Source organism: Serratia sp. root2 (assembly GCF_031931805.1).
Taxonomy (GTDB): domain Bacteria; phylum Pseudomonadota; class Gammaproteobacteria; order Enterobacterales; family Enterobacteriaceae; genus Serratia; species Serratia inhibens.
The window spans coordinates 254,433-275,364 of the sequence record NZ_JAUJXB010000001.1 but is presented as its reverse complement, the minus strand read 5'-3'; the positions used below and the strand labels follow the sequence as shown (position 1 = coordinate 275,364).

The 20,932-nt window shown below is 56.4% G+C and carries 17 protein-coding genes; 13 read left to right on the top strand and 4 right to left on the bottom strand.

Features of this window, described 5'->3' with window-relative positions; all coding sequences use genetic code 11:
- The first annotated feature begins 12 nt into the window (after nucleotides 1-12).
- Together torA and QZQ97_RS01260 are read left to right on the top strand one after the other, a co-directional pair.
- Nucleotides 13-2,493 carry a trimethylamine-N-oxide reductase TorA gene (torA, locus tag QZQ97_RS01265; RefSeq protein WP_311991890.1) on the top strand — a complete coding sequence of 827 codons (2,481 nt, stop codon included), beginning with the start codon at nucleotides 13-15 and terminating at the stop codon, nucleotides 2,491-2,493.
- Nucleotides 2,494-2,658: 165 nt separating this feature from the next.
- Nucleotides 2,659-3,837 (top strand): sugar efflux transporter, encoded by a 1,179-nt coding sequence (locus tag QZQ97_RS01260; protein WP_311991889.1) that lies wholly within the window; start codon nucleotides 2,659-2,661, stop codon nucleotides 3,835-3,837.
- A gap of 6 nt (nucleotides 3,838-3,843) precedes the next feature.
- Here QZQ97_RS01260 and QZQ97_RS01255 read toward each other — a convergent pair whose 3' ends face one another.
- The gene (locus tag QZQ97_RS01255) at nucleotides 3,844-4,098 is read right to left on the bottom strand and encodes a YkgJ family cysteine cluster protein (RefSeq protein WP_004947052.1); all 255 of its coding nucleotides are present in this window, start codon (nucleotides 4,096-4,098) and stop codon (nucleotides 3,844-3,846) included.
- Nucleotides 4,099-4,410: 312 nt separating this feature from the next.
- Here QZQ97_RS01255 and mtr point away from each other — a divergent pair, with 312 nt between their 5' ends.
- Nucleotides 4,411-5,655 carry a tryptophan permease gene (mtr, locus tag QZQ97_RS01250; protein ID WP_311991888.1) on the top strand — a complete coding sequence of 415 codons (1,245 nt, stop codon included), beginning with the start codon at nucleotides 4,411-4,413 and terminating at the stop codon, nucleotides 5,653-5,655.
- 129 nt (nucleotides 5,656-5,784) lie between these two features.
- Entirely contained in the window at nucleotides 5,785-6,357 is a 573-nt protein-coding gene (yeiP, locus tag QZQ97_RS01245) for an elongation factor P-like protein YeiP (protein WP_006317872.1), read from the top strand.
- Nucleotides 6,358-6,488: 131 nt separating this feature from the next.
- Here the strand turns inward: yeiP and uxuA are convergent, their stop codons facing one another.
- Nucleotides 6,489-7,682, bottom strand: a complete 1,194-nt coding sequence (uxuA, locus tag QZQ97_RS01240; RefSeq protein WP_311991887.1) for a mannonate dehydratase — start codon at nucleotides 7,680-7,682, stop codon at nucleotides 6,489-6,491.
- A 335-nt stretch (nucleotides 7,683-8,017) separates the two neighbouring features.
- Between uxuA and QZQ97_RS01235 the strand changes: the two genes are divergently transcribed.
- Complete coding sequence (locus QZQ97_RS01235; protein ID WP_311991886.1) at nucleotides 8,018-9,499, top strand: mannitol dehydrogenase family protein; 1,482 nt, start codon at nucleotides 8,018-8,020, stop codon at nucleotides 9,497-9,499.
- Nucleotides 9,500-9,548: 49 nt separating this feature from the next.
- Here the strand turns inward: QZQ97_RS01235 and QZQ97_RS01230 are convergent, their stop codons facing one another.
- The gene (locus tag QZQ97_RS01230) at nucleotides 9,549-9,857 is read right to left on the bottom strand and encodes a type 1 fimbrial protein (RefSeq protein ID WP_311991885.1); all 309 of its coding nucleotides are present in this window, start codon (nucleotides 9,855-9,857) and stop codon (nucleotides 9,549-9,551) included.
- Between the two features lie 313 nt (nucleotides 9,858-10,170).
- Between QZQ97_RS01230 and QZQ97_RS01225 the strand changes: the two genes are divergently transcribed.
- The 8 genes from QZQ97_RS01225 (at nucleotide 10,171) to yejF (ending at nucleotide 20,357) form a co-directional block, all read left to right on the top strand.
- A complete protein-coding gene (locus tag QZQ97_RS01225) occupies nucleotides 10,171-11,145 on the top strand; it encodes a CobW family GTP-binding protein (RefSeq protein ID WP_311991884.1) in 975 nt (324 codons plus the stop codon).
- 51 nt (nucleotides 11,146-11,196) lie between these two features.
- Nucleotides 11,197-11,907, top strand: coding sequence for a phosphatase PAP2 family protein (locus tag QZQ97_RS01220; protein ID WP_311991883.1), 711 nt, complete (start codon nucleotides 11,197-11,199; stop codon nucleotides 11,905-11,907).
- Nucleotides 11,908-12,317: 410 nt separating this feature from the next.
- A complete protein-coding gene (mepS, locus tag QZQ97_RS01215; RefSeq protein ID WP_311991882.1) occupies nucleotides 12,318-12,893 on the top strand; it encodes a bifunctional murein DD-endopeptidase/murein LD-carboxypeptidase in 576 nt (191 codons plus the stop codon).
- Between the two features lie 258 nt (nucleotides 12,894-13,151).
- Nucleotides 13,152-14,738: a cyclic di-GMP phosphodiesterase gene (locus QZQ97_RS01210; protein ID WP_311991881.1), complete on the top strand. Its 1,587-nt coding sequence runs from the start codon at nucleotides 13,152-13,154 to the stop codon at nucleotides 14,736-14,738.
- A gap of 89 nt (nucleotides 14,739-14,827) precedes the next feature.
- Nucleotides 14,828-16,636 carry an extracellular solute-binding protein gene (locus QZQ97_RS01205; protein WP_311991880.1) on the top strand — a complete coding sequence of 603 codons (1,809 nt, stop codon included), beginning with the start codon at nucleotides 14,828-14,830 and terminating at the stop codon, nucleotides 16,634-16,636.
- A 10-nt stretch (nucleotides 16,637-16,646) separates the two neighbouring features.
- Complete coding sequence (locus QZQ97_RS01200; protein WP_006317899.1) at nucleotides 16,647-17,741, top strand: microcin C ABC transporter permease YejB; 1,095 nt, start codon at nucleotides 16,647-16,649, stop codon at nucleotides 17,739-17,741.
- Nucleotides 17,738-18,763: an ABC transporter permease gene (locus tag QZQ97_RS01195; protein WP_311991879.1), complete on the top strand. Its 1,026-nt coding sequence runs from the start codon at nucleotides 17,738-17,740 to the stop codon at nucleotides 18,761-18,763. Before QZQ97_RS01200 ends, QZQ97_RS01195 begins: the two co-directional genes overlap by 4 nt.
- 1 nt (nucleotide 18,764) lies before the next feature.
- Entirely contained in the window at nucleotides 18,765-20,357 is a 1,593-nt protein-coding gene (yejF, locus tag QZQ97_RS01190; RefSeq protein WP_311991878.1) for a microcin C ABC transporter ATP-binding protein YejF, read from the top strand.
- Between the two features lie 8 nt (nucleotides 20,358-20,365).
- Here yejF and QZQ97_RS01185 read toward each other — a convergent pair whose 3' ends face one another.
- The gene (locus QZQ97_RS01185; protein WP_311991877.1) at nucleotides 20,366-20,710 is read right to left on the bottom strand and encodes a YejG family protein; all 345 of its coding nucleotides are present in this window, start codon (nucleotides 20,708-20,710) and stop codon (nucleotides 20,366-20,368) included.
- Nucleotides 20,711-20,932: the final 222 nt, after the last annotated feature.

Genomic DNA, 20,932 nt, shown 5'->3' with positions numbered 1-20,932 from the left:
GGGAGAAGCGCAATGAGCAACCATCAACGACAAGCGTTAAAAATGAGCCGCCGCCGCTTCCTGACCGGCGCCACCGCGCTGGCCGCCGCACCTCTGCTGGCGGGACTGTGGCCCAAATCTGCGTTGGCGCAAGCCATCAGCCAGGCGCTGCCGCAATTTGTGGTATTGCGCCAGGCGCAAAAAGGGATTCTGACCGGCGCGCACTGGGGCGCTTTCGAAGCCATCGTACAGGACGGCAAAATGGTCGGCGTACAGCCGGTGAAAGACGATCCTTATCCGAACGAATTGATCACCATGGCCCCCTTCCAGGTGCATGCCGAAAACCGCGTCAAATACCCCATGGTGCGTAAAAGCTGGCTGGAAGGCGGCCCCGGTAGCCGCACTGAACTGCGCGGGCGCGACGAATGGGTACGCGTCAGTTGGGACAAGGCGATTGAGCTGGTCTGCAACGAAATCACCCGTTTACAGAAAGACCACGGCCCGCAGTCGATCTACGCCGGTTCCTATGGCTGGAAAAGCGTCGGCATGTTGCACAACAGCCGCACGCTGCTGCAACGCCTGATGAACCTGACCGGCGGCTTCCTCGGGTATGCCGGTGACTATTCTACCGGTGCCGCGCAGGTGATCATGTCGCACGTAGTGGGTTCGATGGAGGTTTACGAACAGCAAACCGCCTGGCCCAACGTGATTGAAAACAGCCAACTGGTGGTGATGTGGGGCTGTAACCCGATGATCACGCTGAAAAACAGCTGGAACGTGCCGGATCACTACGGCCAGACCGGTTTTGAGGCATTGAAGAAAAAAGGCACCCGCGTCATCAGCATCGATCCGGTGCATAACGACAGCGCAAAATTTGTCGGCGCACAGTGGATCGCCCCACGTCCTTATACGGACGGCGCCATGCTGATCGGTATCGCCCATACGTTGCTGGCCGAGAAACTGCATAACCCGGATTTCCTGAAAACCTACACCGTCGGTTTTGACAAGTTCCAGGCCTATCTGCTGGGCGAAGGCGACGGCACGCCGAAAACCGCCGAATGGGCGGCGGACATTTGCGGCGTAGACGCCGAAGTCCTGCGCCAACTGGCACGCGACATGGCAAAAAACCGCACCATGATCATGGGCGGCTGGGGCATTCAGCGTCAGCATCATGGCGAACAGCAGCACTGGCTGTTGGTCACGGTAGCGGCAATGCTCGGCCAGGTTGGCCTACCGGGCGGCGGCTTTGGTTTCAGCTATCACTACTCCTCCGGCGGCAGCCCGACAGCGAAAGGCGGCATTATTGCCGGCATTTCCGCCGGCAGTTCACCGAAGAACTCCCCTTCGCCCATTCCGGTGGCGCGCATTGCCGAATGCCTGGCCAACCCCGGCAAGACCATTAACTTCAATGGCGCGCAGGTTACCTATCCTGAGGTGAAAATGGTGTACGTGGCGGGCGGCAACACCTTCCACCAGCATCAGGACACCAATAACCTGGTCAAGGCCTGGCAGCGGCCGGATACCATAGTGGTGAATGAACCATACTGGACCGCCACCGCCAAGCACGCCGATATCGTGCTGCCGGCCACCACCAGCTATGAGCGCAACGATCTGGAAATGGGCGGCGATTATTCGCAGCTGTACGTGTTCCCGATGCACCAATGCGTGCCGCCGCAGCATGAGTCGCGCAGCGATTTCGATATCTTCGCGGCGATGGCCGCCAGGTTGGGAGTTCAGGATGCCTTTACCGAAGGCAAAGATGAAACCCAGTGGCTCAAAGGCATGTACGACGACATGAAAACCCAGGCGCGCGCCGCCCGGGTGGCCCTGCCGCCGTTCGACATGTTCTGGCAGTCCAACAACTACGTGCGCTTCCCGGTGCCGGAGGCCAATACCCAATGGGTGCGTTTCGCCGACTATCGCGAAAACCCGCTGCTCAATCCACTGGGGACGCCATCCGGTAAAATCGAGATCTACTCCGACGCCATTGCCAAAATGAAGTATCAGGATTGCCCAGGCATTCCGACCTGGATGCCGCCGCATGAATGGTATCGCGGCCCGGAAGCAGTGAAATACCCGCTGTCGCTGAACACCGCGCACCCGATCAACCGCCTGCATTCGCAGCTCGACAACACACCACTGCGCAAGAAATACGCGGTAGCCGATCGGGAAGCGATTGTGATCCACCCGCAGGATGCCCAACCGCGTGGCATCGCCAATGGCGATCTGGTGCGGGCCTTTAACGATCGCGGCCAGATCCTGGTGGGTGCGGTGGTGAGCGAAGACGTGCGCCCTGGCGTGGTGCGCATCAGCGAAGGTGCCTGGTTCGATCCGGCCGATCCGTCACAACCGGGTTCGCTGTGCAAGAACGGCAACGTCAACTGCCTGACCTTCGACGTCGGCTCCTCCAGCCTGGCTCAGGGTAACTGCGGGCAAATGGCACAGCTTCAGATCGAGAAGTATCAGGGCGAGGTGCTGAAAAACACCGCGCACGACGTGCCGGCTGGCGCGTAAACCACCAACCTGGGCGGCGGCCACGCCGCCCTTTTTTAAGCTTATGCGGATAATCGCTTTTAACTGTCAAGCAGAATGAAACTGCTTTTTGTTTTTTTTGTTCTTTCTTGAAAAATGGGCGTATCATTCACCCGACCTGCTTATTCTGACCCTTTGCTGACCTCTATGCCTACATCTACTGCGGTAACGCGACGCTCGCCCGATCTCACTTCGCTGGCCTTTCTCGTCGTGGCTTTTCTCACCGGGATTGCCGGTGCTTTACAGACGCCCACGCTCAGCCTGTTTCTGGCGACGGAAGTGCAGGTGCGGCCTTCGATGGTGGGCCTGTTTTTCACCGGCAGCGCCGTCATCGGCATCCTGGTCAGCCAGTTTCTCGCCCGCCGCTCCGATCAAAAAGGCGACCGCAAATCGCTGATTTTCCTCTGCTGCATGCTCGGCGCGCTGGGTTGCGTACTGTTTGCCTGGAACCGCAATTATTACCTGCTGCTGATCGTGGGCGTGATGCTGACCAGTTTCGGCTCCACCGCCAACCCGCAAATGTTTGCCCTGGCGCGCGAACACGCCGATCGCACCGGCCGTGAGGCGGTGATGTTCAGTTCGATTCTGCGCGCCCAGGTTTCCCTCGCCTGGGTAATCGGCCCACCTATCGCCTTCGCGCTGGCATTGGGTTTTGGCTTTAAGGTGATGTATTTGGCGGCAGCGGCTGCATTTATCCTGTGCGGCGTACTGGTATGGAAAATGCTGCCGTCGATGCGCAAAACGCAGGTGACAACCCATGCCGCACTAGAGGCGCCACGCCAGAACCGCCGCGATACGCTGCTGTTGTTTATGGCCTGCACCTTTATGTGGACCGCAAATGGCATGTATTTGATTAATATGCCGTTGTATATGGTGCATGAGCTGCAACTGTCGGAAAAGCTGGCTGGGATACTGATGGGGACGGCGGCCGGGCTGGAGATACCGACCATGCTGGTTGCCGGTATGGTGGCCAAACGCTTCGGCAAACGCTTCTTGATGCGCTGCGCGGTGGCGGCGGGTCTACTGTTTTATTTCGGGCTGTTGTTTATCACCGGCACCTGGCAATTGATTGCCCTGCAACTGCTTAACGCGGCGTTTATCGGCGTGTTGGCGGGAATCGGCATGCTCTATTTCCAGGATTTGATGCCCGGACAAGCGGGTGCAGCCACCACCTTGTTTACCAACACCACGCGCGTGGGCTGGATTATTGCCGGTACTGTCGCCGGCGCGGTGGCGGAGATCTGGAGCTATCACGCGGTGTTTTATTCCGCGCTGGCGATGGTTGTCGGCGCGGTGCTGTGCCTGTGGAAGCTTAAAGACGCTTAGCGGTGTTTAAGGCGCGGTATCCGCTTCCAGCTTGATCAGGTAGATCAATGCCTGGTCACGATGGTCATGACACATCTCGCGACTGGCCTGCAGGCTACCGCACACTTTTGGCCGCAGCGGCGAGTGAAACAGGCCGCAGCGCAGTTGTTCACTCAGATGAATGCAGCGGGTATTGGCGGGCTTGCCGTTGGGCATGCCGGGGATGGGGCTGGATATTGAAGGCGCGATACAACAGGCGCCACAGTCGGCACGACAGTCCATCAGCGAAGTCTCCCGGTGGGCTGGCGGAATTGAAGCGCGACAATATCAGCACGGCTCATCCGCCGCCAGCATAATCCGGCTTTGCCCGCCAATCTTTACACCCCACCACCATCGCCACGAACCGACCACTCGCACGCACGCACGCACGCACGCACGCACGCACGCAGGCCAAAAATACGCCACAAATGGGCCAATTAACGCTAATAAATGCATGAAACAGGCATATTGACGGCTTTACATGCGTCAATCCCACATGTACCATTGAGCTAGTACAAAAGAACCCACGGCCGACGCGGCCACTCAGGAGCAAAAATGTCCACGGACACCATCCAGAAGCTAGCCCGCCCTTCGGTACTCGGCGGCGCGATGATCATTGCAGGCACCGCCGTCGGCGCCGGCATGTTCTCCATTCCCATCGTCACTTCTGGCGTGTGGTTCAGCGGCTCCGTGGCGCTGTTGATTTATACCTGGGCCTGCATGCTGATTTCCGGCCTGATGATCCTGGAGGCCACGCTGCATTACCCAAGCGGCGCCAGCTTCCATACCATCGTCAAAGATCTGCTGGGCAAAGGCTGGAACGCCATTAACGGGATTTCCATTACCTTTGTGCTGTACATCCTCACCTACGCCTACATTTCCGCCGGCGGTTCGATCATCGCCCATACGCTGGAAGGCATCGTCGGCGTAGGCCAAACTACCGCCGGGCTGGTGTTTGCCATCGTGGTCGCGTTTATCGTTTGGTTGTCTACCCGCGCCGTCGATCGCCTGAGCACCATTCTGATCGGCGGGATGGTGATCACCTTTGTGATGTCGGTGGGCGATATGTTTACCCACGTGCAACCGACGGTGCTGTTCAACCGCGGCGATGACCAGGCCAGCTACCTGCCTTATGCACTGGCGGCGTTGCCCTATCTGCTGACGTCGTTCGGCTACCACGGCAACGTGCCGGGGCTGGTGAAGTACTACCAAAAAGACAGCCGCGCGGTGGTGCGCAGCCTGGTGTACGGCACGCTGCTGGCGCTGGCGATTTATATCCTGTGGCAGTATGTGATTCAGGGCAACATCGCCCGCGACGCCTTCAAACAGGTGATTGCCGAGGGCGGCAACATCGGCAGCCTGCTCAAACAAATGGGCAACGTCTCCAGCAGCCAGGCCGTTGGCCAGTTGCTGAACGCCTTCTCTTATATGGCGCTGGCCAGTTCATTCCTTGGGGTATCTCTTGGCCTGTTCGATTATCTGGCGGACTTCTTTAAATTCAGCGATGACACTGCCGGTCGCAGCAAAACCGCGCTGGTGACTTTCGCGCCGCCAACGCTGGCCGCCCTGCTGTTCCCGAACGGCTTCCTGTACGCCATCGGCTTCGCCGGACTGGCGGCCACCGTTTGGGCGGTGATCGTACCGGCAATGATGGCGCGCGCCAGCCGCCGCCGTTTCCCGCAGGCGCAGTATCGCGCGCCTGGTGGCCACGGCATGATCCTGTTCATCATTCTGTTCGGGGTTATCAACGCCGTCGCCCATCTGCTGGCGTTGCTCGGCCTGCTGCCGGTATTCCAGTAAATCCGCTCAGGGGATGGCGTTCGTCATCCCCTTTCCGTCACTGTTTTTGCGCGATCTGCTTGCCTGAAATCGGCGGCGCGAGTAACTTGTCGCAACTTCTCAAAAACTCTTCATTGCAGGTTACTTTATATGGCAAAGGCTAACGAAATTAAGCGCGGCATGGCGATCAATTACAACGGCAAACTGCTGCTGGTAAAAGACATCGATGTGCAAAGCCCAAGCGCGCGCGGCGCCAGTACCTTATACAAAATGCGTTTCTCCGACGTCCGTACCGGGTTGAAAGTAGAAGAGCGCTTTAAGGGCGACGATATTCTGGACACCATCACGCTGTCGCGCCGCAAGGTCAACTTCTCTTATATCGACGGGGAAGAATACGTGTTCATGGATGACGAGGATTTCACCCCGTACATCTTCAAGAAAGACCAGATCGAAGACGAGTTGCTGTTTATTCCTGAAGCCGGCCTGCCGGGCATGCAGGTGCTGACGCTGGAAGGCCAGGTGCTGGCGCTGGAACTGCCGCAGACCGTGGATATGGAAATTGTCGACACCGCGCCGGGCATCAAAGGTGCCTCCGCCAGCGCCCGCAACAAGCCGGCCACCATGGCGACCGGCCTGACCATTCATGTGCCGGAATACCTCAGCGCCGGTGACAAAATCCGCATTCATATTGCGGAGCGCCGCTATATGAGCCGCGCAGACTAGCCCTTCGTCTTTCACGCTGCAGCGTTGTTGGCTACTGGCCCTCACCCCAGTCACTTACCGATGTAAGTTCCTGGGGATTGGTGCCTTGCCGCCTGGCTGCAGCGTGAAATCCATTGGGCTTTATTCCCGCTTTACGACGGCAATTCAGGGAAGAAACGGCGCTTAAGCGCCAGCTCGACGCCGCGCAGCTCCGCCAACCCTTTCAGCCGACCAATCGCCGAGTAGCCCGGATTGGTTTTTTTCTTCAAATCATCCAGCATCTGGTGCCCGTGATCGGGACGCATCGGGATCGGCCGGCGATCGCCCGCCTGATGACGCCGCTGCTCCTCGCTGAGGATCGCCTCAATCACCGCAACCATATCCACGTCCCCCTGCAGATGGGCACCCTCATGGAAACTCTTCGGGTTCTCTTCGCGACAGGTGGCGCGCAGGTGGGTGAAATGGATGCGATCGCCGAAGGTATCGATCATTCGCACCAGGTCATTATCCGCACGCACGCCGTAGGAACCGGTACACATAGTAAAGCCGTTATAAAGGCTGTCGACGGTCTGTTTCAGCCACTGCATGTCCTCAATGGTGGACACGATGCGCGGCAGGCCGAGGATCGGCCGCGGCGGATCGTCAGGATGCACCGCCAGGCGCACGCCGACCTCTTCCGCCACCGGCACAATGGCGCGCAGGAACACCGCCATATTTTCGCGTAGCTGCGCCTTGTCGATCGCGTCGTACTCCGCGAGACGGGCACGGAACTGATCGAGCGTGTATCCCTCTTCGGCACCCGGCAGCCCCGCGATGATATTGCCGGTCAATTTATTTTTTTCCGCTTCGCTCATGGCAGCGAAATGGGCCGCCGCCTGCGTTTGTTCTTCCGGTGTATAATCCTGTTGCGCGCCGGCGCGTTGCAGGATGTGCAGATCAAAGGCGGCAAAGGCAATGTGATCGAAACGCAGCGCTTTCGAACCGTCAGGCAACAGGTACTCCAGATCGGTCCGTGTCCAGTCGAGGATCGGCATAAAGTTGTAGCACACGGTATCGATGCCACAGGCCGCCAGATTACGCAGCGACTGCTGGTAATTGGCAATATGCAGCGGGTAATTGCCGCTGTGGGTTTTGATCTCTTCATGCACCGGAATGCTTTCCACCACCGACCACACCAGGCCTTTCTCCGCCAACAGCGCCTGACGCGCCTTGATCTCGTCGATCGGCCAGATTTCGCCATTGGGAATGTGGTGCAGTGCGGTGACAACGCCGGTTGCGCCGGCCTGGCGCACATCGTCAAGAGAGACAGGATCGTTCGGCCCGTACCAACGCCATGTTTGTTCCATTGTTTATCCTTGTAAAAATCGCCGGAGGTTGCGGTGATCAAGATCGCTCAAACCTGACAATCTTGTTATACCAAATGAGATAGATATCACTTATCTTTTACCTTACTCCTTCATGCCCTGCTGTCAAAACAGAAATCGCAGTGGGTTGATCCACTTCACGAATCTGGCTTATTTTGGACTGACCAATTTTATTGATGCGCCGACAGCCTTACACTGGCGGTAGAGAGCCAGTACGATAATGGCTGGGAACAGCCTCACCTGTCGTCTGCAAAACTGGTCTGATAGCTTTTGGAAAGTTACCGGCCAGCACCTTTTACTCAGCTTTGGAGCCTTGAATGAAGACTATCGCCAACTCGCCGCTGCCTGATGCAGTCCAGCAGCCGCGCTACGATCGCAGCGCATTGCAAAGCCGTATGGTGCATATCGGATTTGGCGCTTTCCACCGCGCCCACCAGGCGCTGCTTACCGATCGGGTGCTGAACCGCCAGGGCGGCGACTGGGGTATTTGCGAAATCAGCCTGTCCGGCGGCGTGCCATTGTTCCAGAGCCTGCGGCTGCAGGATCATCTGTACAGCGTGCTGGAGAAAGGTGCGACGGGGAATCAGGCGATCGTGATAGGCGCAGTGAATGAAAGCGTGCATCGCAAGCTGGAAGGGATCGGTGCCGTGCTGGAAAAGCTGGCGGAGCCTCAGGTGGCAATAGTGTCGATGACCATTACCGAAAAAGGCTACTGTATCGAACCGGGCAGCGGAAAGTTGGATCTGCAACATGAGGCGATCCGCGCCGATCTGGCCAATCCTGGTCAGCCGGCCACCGTACCCGGCATTCTGGTGGAGGCGCTTCGCCTGCGCCTTGAACGTGGCCTGCCCGCCTTCACCCTGCTCTCCTGCGATAACATTCCGGAAAACGGCCATGTGCTGCGTAATGCAATAATCGGGTTGGCGCAGGAGCGCGACGGCGCACTGGCCGAATGGATAGCCCGGCAGGCCAGCTTCCCCAGCACCATGGTCGACCGCATTGTTCCTGCCGCCACGCCGGAAACGCTGGATGACATTGCCGCCGCACTCGGCGGCGTCCACGATGAGTGCGCCATCGCTTGCGAACCCTTCATTCAATGGGTGGTGGAAGATAATTTCGTCGCCGGTCGCCCGGCCTGGGAACTGGCCGGGGCACAGTTGGTCGACGACGTGCTGCCGTTTGAACAGATGAAGCTGCGCATGCTGAACGGCAGCCATTCGTTCCTGGCCTATCTCGGTTATCTGGGCGGCTATCAATACATAAATGACTGCATGACCGACGAGTCTTATCGCCGCGCCGCCCACCACCTGATGCTGGCCGAGCAGGCGCCGACACTCAGCGTCAGCGGCATCGATCTGGCCGCTTATGCCGCACAACTGATTGAGCGCTACAGCAACCCTGCGCTGCAACATCGCACCTGGCAAATCGCCATGGACGGTACGCAAAAACTGCCGCAACGCATGCTGGATTCGGTTCGCTGGCATCTGCAACACGGCGGCAGTTATGCCGGCCTGGCGTTGGGCGTCGCCGCCTGGATGCGCTATGTCAGCGGCGCAGATGACGCCGGCCAGCCTATCGACATCCGCGATCCGCTGCTGCCTGCGTTGCAGCAAAAGGTGGCCGCAACGCCGGATGATGAGCAGCGGGTTAAGGCGCTATTGGAGCTGAAGACCGTTTTCGGCGAACAACTGCCGGCCGAGGGTGAATTCGTGGCGGCGGTAACCCGCGCTTACCTGTCGCTGCGCGATCGCGGGGCGCGTCAAACGGTGAAAGAGTGGGTTTCGACTCAACTGGCCTAAGGATATAATAACTATGCCGGGCAACCTGCGCCCGGCATAGTCGAACACCTTAACGATAAACCACGGTCATGACGGCCAGTTTTTTCTGCTGATCCACCCACTGCATTTCCGTCGTGCCTAAATTCAGTGGAAGCTCTTTGCGTGAAGCATCGAAGTGCGACAAGGTCTGTTGTCCTTGATAGTGCTGCCCATTGCGATAACATTGCGTATTGGCCGTTGAACCGGCAACATCCACCGAGCAGGGGCTTTCTACGACCGAACCGACAAAATGAATAACCCCGCCAATGGTTTCGGCATGACCTGCCGCCGTCCATGAAAACAACATTCCTGCGATCAAAAATAACCGAGAGATATTCATGGCAACCTCACTTTTTGTTAATTCAATTTAAACATAGAGGATCTTCTTAGGAATAATCGCAAGGTAAGGATGTTTTTTAGGTGGGTAATCGGGACATTAACAGAGTAAAAACAAACCACTAACCGCCAGGACCTCTGTCTAATACAGGGTTTTTGTTGGGAATTTTCCGAACGCCAAACATGGATTTCGCCGTTTAAATAACGCATCTTAACGTATTGAATTTGTGACATGGCGCAGATTAAACACCCGCACACAACCCGGCATCACGGATTAATGATTGCCCCATGAACTTTATCAACCTCAGGAATCATCAATGACCAAAACTAACCTGATCACCGGTTTTCTCGGCAGCGGCAAAACCACCACCATCCGTCATCTGCTGGCCAACAAGCCGGAACATGAGCGCTGGGCGGTGCTGGTGAATGAATTCGGTGAAATTGGCATCGACGGCGCGCTGCTGGCAGACAGCGGCGCAGTGCTGAAGGAGATCCCCGGCGGTTGCATGTGCTGCGTAAACGGCCTGCCGATGCAGGTCGGATTGAATATGCTGTTGCAGCAAAGCAAACCCGATCGGTTGCTCATCGAGCCCACCGGCCTGGGCCATCCGAAGCAAATCCTGTCGTTGCTGACGCAAGACAGCTACGCAGGCTGGATCGATCTTCAGGCCACGCTGTGCCTGCTGGACGCCCGCCAACTCAGCGAGCCGCGCTACCGCGAAAATGAAAACTTTCGCGATCAGTTGGCGGCAGCCGACATTATTTTGGCCAGTAAAAGTGACACCTATCAACCGCAGGACCTATTGGCTTTGCAGCAATGGACGGCGCAAGATCCCGGCCAGCGGCCGCTTTATCCCATAGAACAAGGCCGGGCGAATGTGGATTGGCTCAACCTGCCTCGCACGAATCGCACAGAATTACCGGATGCGCAGCAGCATCATAGCCATGCCAAAACTCAGGGCCTGGCCGCATTACGGCTGCCGGAAACTTCGCGTTGGCGACGGGCGCTCAATCAGGGCCAAGGGTTTACCAGCTGCGGCTGGATTTTTGATGCGGACACGGTATTCGATACCATCGGCATAATGGAGTGGGTGCGGCTGGCACCGGTCGAACGCGCCAAAGGCGTGGTCCGCATTGCGGAAGGCACATTGCTGATTAACCGCCAGGGGCAGGATCTTAATATCGAAACGCGCCCTGTCGCACCGCTGGATAGCCGCATTGAACTGATCCACAGCGAAAATGCTGACTGGAACGCCCTGCAATCTCAGCTGTTTAATATTCGTTTAAGTTAAGATCTTTACCGTTAGCATCATTTTATTTTCAGACTTACAACAGGTTATGTCATGACTCGCCGCAATTTACCCTTCATCGTTTTCTTCAATTTACTGGGCATTGCGCTGTTTCTGTCCTGGTTCCTGCCGGCTCATCACGGTTACTGGTTTACTGTGGACTCAGCGATTTTCTTTTTCTTCAACCGCCATCTGGCAACCGACCCCGGTTTTCTGCATTTGGTGGCGATCACCAATAATCGCGCCTTTGACGTGATTTCACTGATCGCCATGGGGCTGCTGTACCTGTATTTTTATCTCAAGCAGGATGCCGCCGGCCGCCGCCGTTTGCTGATCACCGGCGTTGTCATGTTGCTGACCGCCGTAGTGCTGAACCAGCTTGGGCACCTGTTGCCGGTGAAACACCCCAGCCCGTCGCTCAGCTTCGAGAATATCAACCGAGTCAGTACGCTGACCGGTATCCCCACCAAAGATGCCTCCAGCGACAGCTTCCCCGGCGACCACGGCATGATGCTGATGATTTTTACCTGTTTTATGCTGCGTTATTTTAACCGCCGAGCCTTTGCCGTGGCGCTGCTGATCACTCTGATTTTCTCGCTGCCGCGCGTGATGATTGGCGCTCACTGGTTCACCGATATCGCCGTCGGCTCCCTGTCTGTGGTGTTGGTTGGCGCCAGTTGGTGTCTGATGACCCCACTCAGCGACAGGCTGATTGACGGATTGAACCTGATGTTGCCCGGTAAACACCGCCCCGACCAGCCATAACAAATCGCTATGACCCCACAGGAGGCCCGCTCGCCTCCTGATTATTTCATCGCCGCTTTTTGTTTATTTCTACATCATTGCGTTAACGCTTTCGTCACCTGATTTCACGTAAAACCAACGCAACGGACAATCAGCATTTTTTATATGAAGTTTTACATTATGTTACATCACAAATTCATATAAAAAAGGACGGAAAAAGGCTCGCAATCCCTTATTCGTTGCGGTAACCTCGGATGCGTTTGTGCCTGGTTTACCCCGTTTCAGCATTAAATCCATGAAAAATGTGCGTTCCAGCACGTTTTCAGCGGTAAGCGATTGTCGGGGCAGCAGGTGCAGATTAGGCTCATTTCGTTTGGCATTTTTCAGGTAGCGACTTTCGTCGTTAAGGACTTCAAGGGAAAACAACAACAATGGTCAAATCTCAACCGTTTCTGAGATATTTTTTGCGGGTAGTACCTGCAATTGCCGCAGCGGTAATGCTCTCCGCATGCAGCTCGACTCACACTTCGAACTTGAATAACGCACAAACTGAGATGCATGCAGTTAATGACAAAAACGGTCTTTTACTGCAAGCCTCTCAGGATGAATTCGAAGCAATGGTCCGTAACGTTGACGTTAAGTCAAAAATTATGGATCAGTATGCAGACTGGAAAGGCGTTCGCTACCGTTTAGGCGGCGAAACCAAACGCGGCATTGATTGCTCGGCGTTTGTACAGCGCACCTTCCGCGAACAGTTTGGTATGGATTTACCGCGTTCTACCTATGAACAGGAAGACCTCGGCAAGAAAATCGTACGTACCAAACTGCGTCCTGGCGATCTGGTGCTGTTTCGCGCCGGCTCTACCGGGCGCCACGTCGGCATCTATTTAGGTAACGATCAGTTCGTTCATGCCTCTACCAGCAGCGGCGTGATGATTTCGAAATTGAGCGATAACTACTGGAATAAACGTTATCGCGAAGCCCGCAGAGTGCTGACCAGCAGCTGACGGCGCAAACTCCTGATTGTCCTGAATACCAAACGAGCAATAAAACGCTGCCTCCGGGCAGCGTTTTTTTTATCCGAAACGTTACTCTGATAAAAAACTCACCTATTATCATCAAACACACTAGTTAAACGTTTATCAGCGGATTAGCTTGCGTAAATAAACGATGAATAATGACTGTAACACCGCCATTGGGATATATTAGGCGATCACGTGATAACAAAAACAGATTGATACGCCGCGCTCAGGGGGCAAAGGTTTATGGGCTTGAAAAGGGCATTTGCACGCCATGTTTCGCACAGACGACGCAGCCTGGCTAAAAGCAGCATTGTAGCTCTGGTATTTTTTATCCTGTTTACAGGCATTACGCTCCTCCTGATTAATCACCAACGCACGCAATATCAACGCACGGTCGAACAACGCACGGAAAAATTCACCCTCGAAAATCTGGATAGTCTGACGGAAATCATGCAGCAACTGATGCCGTTGACGGAACGTCCCTGCGCTTCCAGCCAGCCGGATATTACCTATCAGGCGGCGTTTAATTCCGGAGTGCGTAGCTTTCTGCTGGTGAAAAACGGTTTTGCCTATTGCTCCTCGGCTACCGGCAGCATGATGCTGGCACTGAAAAATATTTATCCGGAAATCGATCCGCGCCAGACGCGGGATCTCAAATTGCAGCAGGGCACGCCACTTGTGCCGGGAAAACCCGCGGTAGCCGTCTGGTTACGTCACCCCGGAGAGGAAAACACCGGTGTATTGGCGACCCTGGATATCAACCTGATGCCGTATCTGCTGTTCGCTTCACGTGACGCCCGCACACCGGGCATTGCCATTATTCTGGGCGATCGCGCCCTGACCACCTTCAGCCCGAACCTGTTGCCGGTCGGCCAATTGCCGAACGACCAGGCCGACCGCTTAGCCATCCCCGGCACGCCGATGACGATTCTGTTTTATAACGAAACGCTGACGCCCAACGATATCCGCCTGACCCTGCTGGGCAGCCTGGTGCTGTCATTGATGATCGGCATCCTGTGCTACTACATGCTGTTGCTGCGCCAAAGCCCCGAGCGTGCGTTGATGCGCGGCATCAAACGCAATGAATTCTTTATCGAATACCAGCCGGTGTTTCATACCCGCAAAGATGCCGTCGCCGGGCTGGAAGCGTTGATCCGCTGGCAGCATCCGATTGAAGGGCGTATCCCACCAGACCTGTTTATCCCCTACGCCGAAAGCGAAGGACTGATTGTGCCGCTAACGCGCCACCTGTTTCGCCTGATTGCCGATGACGCGCCAAGGTTGGCGACGGTGTTGCCAAAAGGCGCCAAATTGGGGCTGAATATCTCCCCTTCCCATCTTAGTGCGCCATCCTTCCATCAGGACGTGTACGAACTGCTGGCGCAGCTGCCCGGCGACTACTTTACGCTGGTCTTTGAGATCACCGAGCGCGGCATGGTGGAAGAGGCCAACGCGTTGGCCGAGTTTGACTGGCTGCACCAGCAAGGCATTGAAATCGCCGTCGACGATTTCGGCACCGGCCACAGCGCGCTGATTTATCTGGAGCGCTTTACCATGGACTACCTGAAAATAGACCGTGGTTTCGTCAATACCATCGGCCAGGATACGGTTACCGCGCCGGTGCTGGACGCGGTGATCTCACTGGCTAAAAAGCTGAAAATGCAAACCGTGGCGGAAGGCGTGGAAACCGCAGAACAATTGCACTTCCTGCAGGAACGGGACGTTAACTTTATGCAGGGGTATTATTTCAGCAAGCCGTTGAGCATCGACAACTTCGTGACATTCTGCAATAGCCAGCAGGTCGTTGATTATCAGGCGCAAAAAGCCTGATCTTTACATTACTTCACCCTGCGGCGCGGCAGTGAATGCTATGCTGGCCGCAGACTTAACCGACTTATCAGCAGGAGCTTACCGTCAAGATGTCCGTGCGCGTTTTTGCTGCCCTGGTGCTCTCAGCACTGAGTTTTGGCCTGCAGGCCGAAACCCTCAATGAAAGCTACGCTTTCGCCCTGCTCGGTGAGCCGAAATACGCCACCGACTTCAGCCATTACGACTACGTCAATCCGGCCGCGCCGAAAGGCGGCGACGTGCGGTTGGCGGCGATCGGCACTTACGATAACTTTAACCGTTACGCCTCGCGCGGCGTGGCCGGCGAACGCACCGACGCGCTGTACGACTCGCTGTTCACCACCTCGGACGACGAAATAGGCAGTTATTACCCGCTGATTGCCGAATCCGCCCGCTTCCCGGCCGATATGCGCTGGGTAGAGCTGGATATTAACGCCCGCGCCCGCTTCCACGATGGCAGCCCTATCACCGCCGCCGACGTAGCGTTCACCTTTAACAAGTTTATGACCGAAGGCGTGCCGCAGTTTCGCGTGGCGTACAAAGGCATTAAGGTAAAGGCCATCTCCCGCCTGACGGTGCGCATCGAGTTCCCGCAGCCGGATAAAGACAAACTGCTTGGGCTGTTCGGGTTGCCGGTGCTGCCGGAGAGTTTCTGGAAAGATCATAAGCTGAACGAGCCGCTGGCCGCGCCGCCGCTTGGCAGCGGCCCGTATAAAGTCGGCAGTTACCGCCTCGGCCAATATATTACCTATCAACGGGTACGCGACTACTGGGCGGCCAACCTGCCGGTCAACCGCGGCCGCTTCAACTTCGACAGCCTCCGCTACGACTACTATCTGGATGACAAAGTGGCGCTGGAGGCCTTCAAGGCCGGTGCCTACGACTTCCGCATTGAAGGTTCGCCCAAAAGCTGGGCCACCCAATATCAGGGCGGCAACTTCGCCCGCAACTATATAGTCAAACAGGATGAAACCAACCAGTCGGCGCAAAATACCCGCTGGATGGCATTCAATATGAAACGTCCTCTGTTTGCCGATCGGCGCGTGCGCGAGGCGATCACGCTGGCCTTCGATTTCGACTGGATGAACAAGGCGCTGTATTACAACGCTTATCAACGTACCAACAGCTATTTCCAGAATACCCCCTACGCCGCCAGCGGCTACCCGGATGCTGCCGAACTGGCGCTGCTGGCGCCACTGAAGGACAAGGTGCCACCGGAAGTGTTCACCAGCATCTACCAGCCGCCCTCCTCCGACGGCAGCGGCAGCGATCGCCAGAACCTGCTGAAAGCCACTCAGTTGCTTAAGCAGGCCGGTTGGGAAGTGAAAAACCAGCAACTGGTGAACAGCAAAACCGGCAAGCCCTTTACCTTCGAGCTGATGCTGCTGAGCGGCAGCAACTTCCAGTACGTCTTGCCATTCCAGCACAACCTCAAACGGCTGGGGATCGAGATGCAGATCCGTGAAATTGACGTCACTCAATTCACCAAACGCATGCGTGACGGCGATTTCGACATGATGCCGACGGTCTATCTGGCAATGCCATTCCCGAGTTCTTCGCTCCAGACGATCTGGGACTCCGAATACATCAATTCCAGCTGGAATACTCCCCGCGTCACCGATCCGGCCGTCGACAGCCTGGTGCGCAACATCCTGCGGCATCAGGGCGACGAAAAAGCCCTGCTGCCGCTGGGCCGTGCGCTGGATAGAGTGCTGACCTGGAATAGGTTCATGCTGCCGATGTGGTATTCCAACCACGATCGCTATGCCTACTGGGACAAGTTCTCCACGCCTGCGATCCGTCCGGCTTACGTTATTGGCTTCGACAACTGGTGGTTTGACGTCAACAAGGCGGCACGTTTGCCGGCCCAACAACAATAAGGGGTCGGCGATGGCGGCTTATCTGATTCGCAGACTGTTGCTGATTATCCCCACCCTGTGGGCGATCATCACCATTAACTTTTTCATCGTGCAGATCGCGCCCGGCGGCCCGGTCGATCAGGCAATTGCCAACATCGAGATGGGCCAGAGCAGCGGGTTCGGCGGCGGTGGCGCAGGTGAAGGCCTGGGGCACGCGCGGATCGGCGTCGGCAGCGCGACGGATAGCCAGTACCGGGGTTCGCGCGGGCTGGATCCGGAAGTGATTGCCGAAATCACCAAACGCTATGGTTTCGACAAACCGCTGCATGAGCGCTATTTCACCATGCTGTGGAATTACATGCGTCTCGACTTTGGCGACAGTCTGTTCCGCGGTGCGTCGGTGATGCAACTGGTGGGCCATAGCCTGCCGGTTTCCATCACCCTGGGCCTGTGGAGCACGCTGATTATCTATCTGGTGTCGATCCCGCTCGGTATTCGCAAAGCGGTGCATAACGGCAGCGCCTTCGATACCTGGAGCAGCACCCTGATTATCATCGGCTACGCCATTCCGGCCTTCCTGTTCGCCATTTTGATGATCGTGCTGTTCGCCGGCGGCAGCTATCTGGATTGGTTCCCGTTGCGCGGCCTGGTCTCCAGTAATTTCGATAGCCTGTCGTGGTACGGCAAAATTGCCGATTATCTCTGGCACATCACGCTACCGGTGCTGGCGACGGTGATTGGCGGTTTCGCTACCCTGACCATGCTGACCAAAAATTCGTTCCTTGACGAGATCCGCAAGCAATACGTAGTGACCGCGCGCGCCAAGGGACTGGACGAGAACAAGATCCTTTATCGTCACGTATTTCGCAATGCCATGCTGCTGGTGATCGCCGGCTTCCCAGCTACTTTCGTCAGCATGTTTTTCACCGGTTCACTGCTGATTGAAGTGATGTTCTCGCTTAATGGGCTGGGGCTGCTGGGGTATGATGCCACCCTGCAGCGCGACTACCCGGTGATGTTCGGCACGCTGTATATTTTTACCCTGATTGGCCTGCTGTTGAATATCCTCAGCGATATCACCTATACCCTGGTCGATCCGCGCATTGATTTCGAGGCCCGCCAATGAGCCGCTTAAGCCCGATCAACCAGGCGCGCTGGGCGCGTTTTCGCAGCAATCGCCGCGGTTACTGGTCGCTGTGGATTTTCCTGGTGTTGTTTATTCTCAGCCTGGCCGCCAATCTGATTGCCAACGACCGGCCATTGCTGGTGCGCTACGAGGGCCGCCTGTACCTGCCGTTCATGATAAATTACAGCGAGACCACCTTTGGTGGTGAGCTGAATACCGCCACCGATTACCAGGATCCGTTCGTAAAGCAGCAGATCGACCGTCACGGCTGGGCGGTTTGGCCACCGATTCGCTTTAGTTACGACACCATCAACTTCGCCACGGAAGTGCCCTTCCCCTCAGCCCCCTCGCGCCATAACCTGTTAGGCACCGACGGCAACGGCAGCGACGTGCTGGCCCGAGTGCTGTATGGCTTCCGCATTTCAATGCTGTTCGGGTTGGCGCTGACGCTGTTTTCCAGCGTAATTGGCGTTTGCGTCGGCGCGATGCAAGGGTATTACGGCGGCCGTTTTGACCTGTGGGGCCAACGCTTTATCGAAGTGTGGTCGGGCATGCCGACGCTGTTTCTGATCATTTTACTGTCGAGTATCGTACAGCCCAATTTCTGGTGGCTGCTCGGCATCACCATTTTGTTTGGCTGGATGAGCCTGGTAGGCGTGGTGCGCGCCGAGTTTCTGCGCACCCGCAATTATGATTACATTCGCGCTGCACGCGCGATGGGGGTGCCGGATCGGGTCATTATGTACCGACATATGCTGCCCAATGCGATGGTGGCGATGCTGACCTTTTTACCCTTTATCCTCTGTGGTTCCATCACCACACTGACCTCTCTCGATTTCCTGGGCTTCGGCCTGCCGATCGGCTCTCCGTCGCTCGGTGAACTGTTGCTGCAGGGCAAGAACAACCTGCAAGCCCCGTGGCTCGGCATCACTGCGTTCCTGGTGTTGGCGGTGCTGCTGTCTTTACTCATTTTTATCGGCGAAGCCATACGCGACGCCTTTGACCCCAGCAAGGCGCATTGATATGGCTAGCACTCCACTGCTTTCAATTCAGGATCTCAGCGTCGCTTTCCGTCAGGGAGAGCAACTGAATCAGGTGGTCAACGGCATGTCGTTGCAGATAGAAAAAGCGGAAACGCTGGCCTTGGTGGGTGAGTCCGGCTCGGGTAAAAGCGTGACCGCGCTGTCGGTATTGCGCCTGCTGCCTTCGCCGCCGGTGGTCTATACCGGTGGGGATATCCGGTTCAACGGAAGTTCGTTGCTGCATGCGCCGGAAGCCGAATTGCGCAAAGTGCGCGGCAACCAGATTTCGATGATTTTTCAGGAACCTATGGTGTCGCTCAATCCATTGCACACCATTGAGAAACAGTTGGCGGAAGTGTTGGCCCTGCACCGTGGCATGCGGCGCGACGTAGCGCGCGGGGAGATTATTCAATGCCTGGATCGCGTCGGCATTCGCAACGCCAAAGGCCGGTTGAAAGACTATCCGCATCAGCTCTCCGGCGGCGAACGCCAGCGGGTCATGATCGCCATGGCAGTATTGACCCAGCCCAAACTGCTGATTGCCGACGAACCGACCACCGCGCTCGATGTGACCATTCAGGCGCAGATCCTGCTGCTGCTGAAGGAACTCAAGCAAGAAATGGGCATGGGGCTGCTGTTTATCACTCATAACCTGAATATCGTCCGTCGCCTGGCAGACAATGTGGCGGTGATGCGCAACGGCCAGTGTGTAGAACAGAACAGCCGGGCAGGCCTGTTCAGCCAACCGCAACATCCCTATACCCGGCAACTGCTGGCAGCAGAGAATGTCGGCGATCCTCTGCCGTTGCCGGCGGACGCGGCACCGCTGCTGAAAGTGGAAAATTTGCAGGTCAGCTTCCCGATCAAGCGCGGCTTGTTGCGCCGCACGGTTGACCATCATTACGCGCTGAAGGGACTGAGTTTTGAGCTGAAGGCTGGAGAAAGCGTTGGATTGGTGGGGGAGTCAGGGTCGGGTAAAAGTACTACCGGGCTGGCACTGCTGCGCTTGTTGACCGCCAGTGGCACCATCTGGTTTAACGGCCAACCGCTGCACCAGTTCAGCCTGAAGCAGATGCTGCCGTACCGCAGCCGGATACAAATCGTGTTTCAGGATCCCTACTCTGCGCTGAATCCACGGCTGAGCGTGCTGCAAATTATCGCCGAGGGGCTTGAGGTTCATCAAAAATTGAGCGCCGAACAGCGCGAACAAAGGGTGATTGACGCTTTACAGGAGGTGGGGTTGGATCCCGCCTTGCGCCACCGCTACCCTACCGAGTTTTCCGGTGGCCAGCGCCAGCGTATCGCCATCGCGCGGGCGCTGATTCTGCAACCGCAGCTGCTGATTCTGGATGAGCCGACCTCCTCGCTGGATAAATCGGTGCAGGCGCAAATCCTGACGCTACTGAAGTCGCTGCAACAACGCCACCGGCTGGCTTATCTGTTTATCAGCCATGATTTGCAGGTGGTGCGCTCGCTGTGCCATCAGGTAATCGTACTGCGACAAGGGGAAGTGGTTGAACAGGGTGACTGCCAGACGATCTTTAACTCGCCAGCCGCCGCTTATACGCAGCAGCTGTTACAGTTGGCAGACTAGTAGCGGGCTCAGAAAGGGTATTGTGCGCTCAGTGGCTCGGCGATGGCGGCACCTACGTTTTTTAACCGACATAAGGTGGCGCTTTCATCGCAGCGGTGCACAAACAGGCAAGCTTCCCCTTCCCACTCCACGATGGCGCAATCGACCTGAATCTCCTGCAAAGACAGCTTGAGCTGTTGCATCACCTGCCAGGCGTCCCCTCCTTCATGGCTGAGCAGTTTCAGGCCAATCAGGTTGTTATCCTCGTCTATCCCGCTAAGCGGAATCGGTTCAACCTTGACGCCGGTAAAACCTGATAGCCAACGATAACTTTGCGGCAAGCGATGCACTACCGAAAGTTGGATACTATCCACATGAAATCCCTAGTTTGAAAAGTGAAACAGTTTTTACCTGACAGGGTAACTAAGTTATAGCCGTTGAGAACCGACTCCGCTGCGCACATATGTTATTTAAATGTAAAATATGTGACAACCTGTTAACCAGCCCCTGCGCTTGCTGATGTCGTGCTGTTTTGGTGCTCCGCGCAATGTCATTTCACGCCATTTTGCGACTCAGCTCGCATTTTTGCGTTATAT